This is a genomic window from Clostridium tarantellae, assembly GCF_009295725.1.
GTDB classification, from domain to species: Bacteria; Bacillota; Clostridia; order Clostridiales; family Clostridiaceae; genus Sarcina; species Sarcina tarantellae.
Genome location: NZ_WHJC01000245.1, coordinates 1 through 5,134 on the forward strand (window position 1 = coordinate 1; position 5,134 = coordinate 5,134).

General features: G+C 24.1%; 4 protein-coding genes and 1 pseudogene. 3 read left to right on the forward strand and 2 right to left on the reverse strand.

All coding sequences use genetic code 11. From position 1 onward, the window contains the following. Nucleotides 1-19: 19 nt before the first annotated feature. On the reverse strand, nucleotides 20-1,492 hold the full coding sequence (gene thrC / locus GBZ86_RS12495) for a threonine synthase (RefSeq protein WP_152891143.1): 1,473 nt from the start codon (nucleotides 1,490-1,492) through the stop codon (nucleotides 20-22). 285 nt (nucleotides 1,493-1,777) lie between these two features. Between thrC and GBZ86_RS12500 the strand changes: the two genes are divergently transcribed. From GBZ86_RS12500 to GBZ86_RS12515, 3 genes and pseudogenes are all read left to right on the forward strand, one after another. Next, nucleotides 1,778-2,212, forward strand: coding sequence for a hypothetical protein (locus GBZ86_RS12500; RefSeq protein ID WP_152891145.1), 435 nt, complete (start codon nucleotides 1,778-1,780; stop codon nucleotides 2,210-2,212). 44 nt (nucleotides 2,213-2,256) lie between these two features. Next, nucleotides 2,257-3,267: pseudogene (locus GBZ86_RS12510) on the forward strand (aerolysin family beta-barrel pore-forming toxin). A gap of 83 nt (nucleotides 3,268-3,350) precedes the next feature. Beyond that, nucleotides 3,351-4,322 carry an aerolysin family beta-barrel pore-forming toxin gene (locus GBZ86_RS12515; RefSeq protein ID WP_152891149.1) on the forward strand — a complete coding sequence of 324 codons (972 nt, stop codon included), beginning with the start codon at nucleotides 3,351-3,353 and terminating at the stop codon, nucleotides 4,320-4,322. A gap of 142 nt (nucleotides 4,323-4,464) precedes the next feature. Here GBZ86_RS12515 and GBZ86_RS12520 read toward each other — a convergent pair whose 3' ends face one another. Further along, a complete protein-coding gene (locus tag GBZ86_RS12520) occupies nucleotides 4,465-4,902 on the reverse strand; it encodes an ACT domain-containing protein (RefSeq protein ID WP_152891151.1) in 438 nt (145 codons plus the stop codon). Nucleotides 4,903-5,134: the final 232 nt, after the last annotated feature.

Genomic DNA, 5,134 nt, shown 5'->3' on the forward strand with positions numbered 1-5,134 from the left:
TTCATATACTATAATTAGTTTAAATATTTTGGGGTAATTTATTTAACACTTCCATAATCATATTTTTCATTTCATTAGCCTTACATTTTTTATTATGAAAAATAGGTAATTTTTCTAATTCTCTTAAATTAACTGGTATTTCTAAAGAACATTTTTCAGATAAAAGTTTTAGCAAATGAAAATCATTATTATCATCATAACTAACATTTAAAGATGATAACACCGCTTTTGTAAACTTAAATGGCGAGGCAGTAGAAATTATTAATTTTTTTGTTTTATCTCCTGTCTTATTTAAATATTTTTTATAACATATATATGCTACAGCTGTATGTGGATCTATTAAATAATTTTCTTCTTCAAGTACATCTTTTATAGTTTTACTAACTTCTTTTCCAGTAGCAAATTCACCATAAAACTCTTTTAAATTATTCCTAATAGAATCATTCACTCTATATTTTCCTTTATTATTTAAACTATTCATATAATAATTTATTAATTCTGAATCTCTATTACTTAATTCAAATAATAATCTTTCTAAATTTGAACTAACCAATATATCCATAGATGGTGAAGTAGTTAAAATTAGCTCTCTATTTTTATTATATTCACCTGTGTTAAGAAAGTCTGTTAACACATTATTTTCATTAGAAGCACAAATAAAGTTTTTTATGGGAAGTCCCATTTTTTTAGCATAATAAGCTGCTAAAATATTTCCAAAATTCCCTGTAGGAACTACTACATTTATTTCTTCATCTTCTTTTATTTCTTTATTGTTTACCATATTAAAATAGCCATAAAAATAATAGACTATCTGTGGTATTAATCTTCCTATATTTATAGAATTAGCAGAAGATAGCATAATTCCTTTATTTTTTAAAACCTTTTTATACTCTTCATTATTAAAAATATTTTTAACTCCTCTTTGAGCATCATCAAAATTTCCATCTATAGCAACTACATAAACATTTCCACCTGTAGATGTTTTCATTTGTAATTCTTGTATAGTACTTACCCCCTTATCTGGATAAAAAACTATAACCTTTATGCCATCTATATTTTTAAATCCCTCTAAAGCAGCTTTCCCAGTATCTCCAGAAGTAGCAGTTAAAATAACAATATCATCTTTAATTTTCTCTAAGTGCCTACATTTTTTCATTAACTGGGGAAGCAATAATAAAGCCGCATCCTTAAAAGCATAAGTAGGTCCATGATATAATTCTAAAAAAGAATTATTCAATTTTACTTTAAATTTATTTTTATAGGCTTTATCTATACATTCTTTAATATTTTCATCTCCAAGTTCTTGAAAAAACTTTTTTATAATATAGAATGAAAGTTCACAATAATTTTTCATTCTATATTTTTTTATATCCTTATATATATAAGGAAAGTTTTCAGGAACAAAAAGTCCACCATTATCAGCTATCCCTTTAAGTACTGCAAAAGTTGAACTTATTTTATTTATACCTCCTCGAGTACTTATAAAATTCATAAAATCCCCTCTTTTACATTTTTTGTAATAACACTATATCATGACTTTGTTTTAAGTACAAGTATTTCTTTTTTAAAATGAATTATTATTCTTCTACATTTTTTTATTTTATAATTGTGACATTTTTTTTTACTTTACATATTATATAATATATAAAGTTGTAATTTTAAAGCTCAATTAAAATTTTTATGTAAGTTTTATTATTATAACATTTATGTTAAATTATAATTTTTTCTTTATCATAACAAAATTATTAATTCTATATTCCACAGGAGGATAAATTTTATGAATAATATAAATATAACTTATCTTGATGAGCTTGATATACCAAATATTGAAGATGATTCTATTATTGATTTATCAGAACTAAATACTAATGTTGATGGTAATCCTTTAAATTCAAATTCATCTATTGACTTTAATATAATTAATGAAAATAATCACATTAGTATTTTAAATTCATCAAACTTTAATGTATCTTTTCAAATAATATATACTTTAGGTGAAAAAAATATAACTTTAAATTTAGGTGAATTTTTACCTTTATACACTAGACAAATGTCTTTTGAAAAAAAAGCTACTTTTATTTATTTAATTATAAATTCTATAGATTCTTCTAAAAATCAATCTATAATCTATCATTCAAATCTTAATTTAAATAAAAATTACAAACTTACTATAACTGGTGATTTAACTAATCCTATTATTTCTGAAAATTAGCTTTTTTACTTTTAAAAATTTTTTTAAAAAGGAGATATTATTTTATGAATAAATCTTATATTGTATTAAGAGGTTCTGATTATGTTGATGTAGAAGAAATAAAAAATTTTATTATTTTAAATTCTGCATTTCAAAAAATTTGGTTTAATTTTGCTAATGCTTTAGGTTTTCAAAAAACTAAAGGTGATACTGGAAAATTTATTGGTGAAAATATTAAAGTATTTAGAGATGGAGATAATTATGTATTGATAGGAGCATCAAGTAGACCTAAAAATTTAAATACATAAATTACTTTTTCAAATTTCAAATTTAATTTCCTTGCAGATGCTTTATCCATTGAACCTGTTATTTTAAATGAATTAGAACAAGAGATATTAGCAGTTGCAAATTATACTAATGACACTGATAATACTGCTAGTATTTTTAAAAAAATTCTGTTTTCTAAATTAACTACAACTTCTGTTTCATCTTCTAATAAAATAGCTACTGATTTTGGAGTAAGTGTTAATGTTGATATTGATATTCCTGGAGCTACTGAATCAACTAATGTAAGTTACAATTTTTCTCATGAATCCACTTTTGGAAATCAATCTGATAAAATAGAAAGTAAAGAATCTAGTGATTCAATTTCTCTTGAAATTCCCCCTAAAAATAAAGCTTCTATAAAATTAATCAATAATATAACCGAAGCTAAAGCTCCCTTTAAAGGCCTAGCAATAATTTCTTTTAATGTTACCATTTCTGGATTTATACTTTGGCTTAAAAATGGAGGTTGTTATCGAAAAAATATACCTGCTAATCCTTTTACTTTAGGCATTGATGTCCCACGACCATTTCAGCCATTTGGCTTTATATCATATACTTTCGGAAATGATACTATATCTGCTATTGCAGATATAAAAAGCCAAATTGAACGAAGAAATATTCCTAATAATCCAGACTGGGATTGGAATAAAGCACTTTCAAAACGTAACAACTATTTATTAATAGACTTTATCGAGAATATGCTTGTCAAATTAAAGGAGAATTTGATAAAATTGATACTAAAAATTTAATTATAGAAGTTGGACCATTTAAATCAATTTAAAAAATAACTGTTAATTTTTTAATTTTAAAATATATAAAAGGAGTTTATATTATGGATAATAATTATTTATTACTACCAAGCTCAGAAACTGAAGACAAAGAAGTTATTAAATTTAATTTAGTTGCAAATTCAACTTTTCAATCTTATTGGTCTACACTAGCTAAAATTTTAGGTTTTCAATTTTCAGAAACACTTAAGATAACTAAATCAAATGATGACTACATTCTTCATGAAGGCTCCGCTCCACAAGATGGAAAATTTCAAATGATAGTGTCAAAATTCAAGCTTGAATTCCTTCCTAATTCAATAACTCTTGGAATACCAACTACAGCTGAACTAACTCCAGATACTTTTGGTTCAACATCACTTAATAATAGAAGCAGTGTTCCTATTAAAATAACCAAAAACTTCTCATTTAAAGTAGGTAATAAAATAAGTGTTCATTCTTCCCATAAAATATCTAATAGTTTAGCTATAAAAAAATCTTCTAAAGTTAGTATTGCACCAGTTACTACTAAACTAGAATTAAGTTTTAAATTTTCTCATCAATATACCTTTGGAAATCAAGAATCTATTTTAGAACAATCCCAATTTATTGATCAGGCTACTTTTACAGTTCCTCCCAACATTTCTGTTCCAGTAAATGTATTAGTGAAAAAAAGTAAAATTACAACACCTTTTAACGCATTAGCAAGAATCTTTTACAATGTAACTTTTAAAGGTCCTTTTGATTCATCTAAAAATACTCATAGAAATAGTTCTGCTCAAATTTCATATACTTTTGGAAATGATAACTTTGCTGCCTATGAACATTTGAAAAAACAATATAATTTACGACATCTTGAAACAATCTCCCCTTGGAAGTGGGATGAAGTTATTAACCAAAATAAACAAGAACAGTTAAACTTTTTATCAGAATTATTTAAGGGACATGCTATCCAAATTAATGGAACATTTGTAAAAGAAACTTCTAGTGATGTGAATATATCAGCTGGACCACCTTTTCTTTATACTACGCCTTAATTTGTATAAATATAAAATACCAAATATAATAGATTTTTTATTATCTATTATATTTGGTATTTTTATACACAATAAACTAAGAAACCCAAATTTACTACTTCATTATTTTAATATTTAAAATTTTATTGTAAATCTTAAATTCTTACTCCATTGCAATAAATTCAACCTTTGTTATTCCAGGTATTTCTTCAATATCTTTTAATAATTTATTTATATCACAAATCATAGTAGACATATCCATAGTTATACTTACATATGCAGCTTCATTTATAGGTATACTTTGATCTATAGTAAGTATATTACCACCTTTGTCCGATATTAGATTTAAAACAGCTGATAATACTCCTTTTTTATGTGTAAGAACTAAATTAAATATAATTTTTCTGCCTTCTGATGTTTCAGAAAACTCAAAAACATAATCCTTATATTTATAATAAACACTTCTACTTATTCCAGATAATCTTGTTGCCTCAGTAATTTCCTTTACTTTGCCTTCTTTTAATAATCTTTTTGCATTAATAACTTTTTCAAAAACTTCAGGCAATACTCTTTTATCTATAACTAATAACTTTCCTTCCATCCCATTTCCACCTTCTATAATTTAAGCTTTTAATAAATTATATAAAAAGCAACTTAAAATTTTAAAATATATAATTTTAAATTTTAAGTTATATAATTAATCTTCACCAATAAAATCTAACAAATATTGAATTACTTAATAAAACAATTTACTACATGTAATTAGCTTTTAATAGCCCAACATAGCTAATTACATGTAGTAAAACCCCAAGTTAAATTAAATATTAATAAGC

Bases quoted from the DNA above. Each gene is read 5' to 3' on its own strand.
- GBZ86_RS12515 (WP_152891149.1), top strand. From the start codon at position 3,351: ATGGATAATAATTATTTATTACTACCAAGCTCAGAAACTGAAGACAAA.
- GBZ86_RS12520 (WP_152891151.1), bottom strand. From the start codon at position 4,902: ATGGAAGGAAAGTTATTAGTTATAGATAAAAGAGTATTGCCTGAAGTT.
- GBZ86_RS12500 (WP_152891145.1), top strand. From the start codon at position 1,778: ATGAATAATATAAATATAACTTATCTTGATGAGCTTGATATACCAAAT.
- thrC (WP_152891143.1), bottom strand. From the start codon at position 1,492: ATGAATTTTATAAGTACTCGAGGAGGTATAAATAAAATAAGTTCAACT.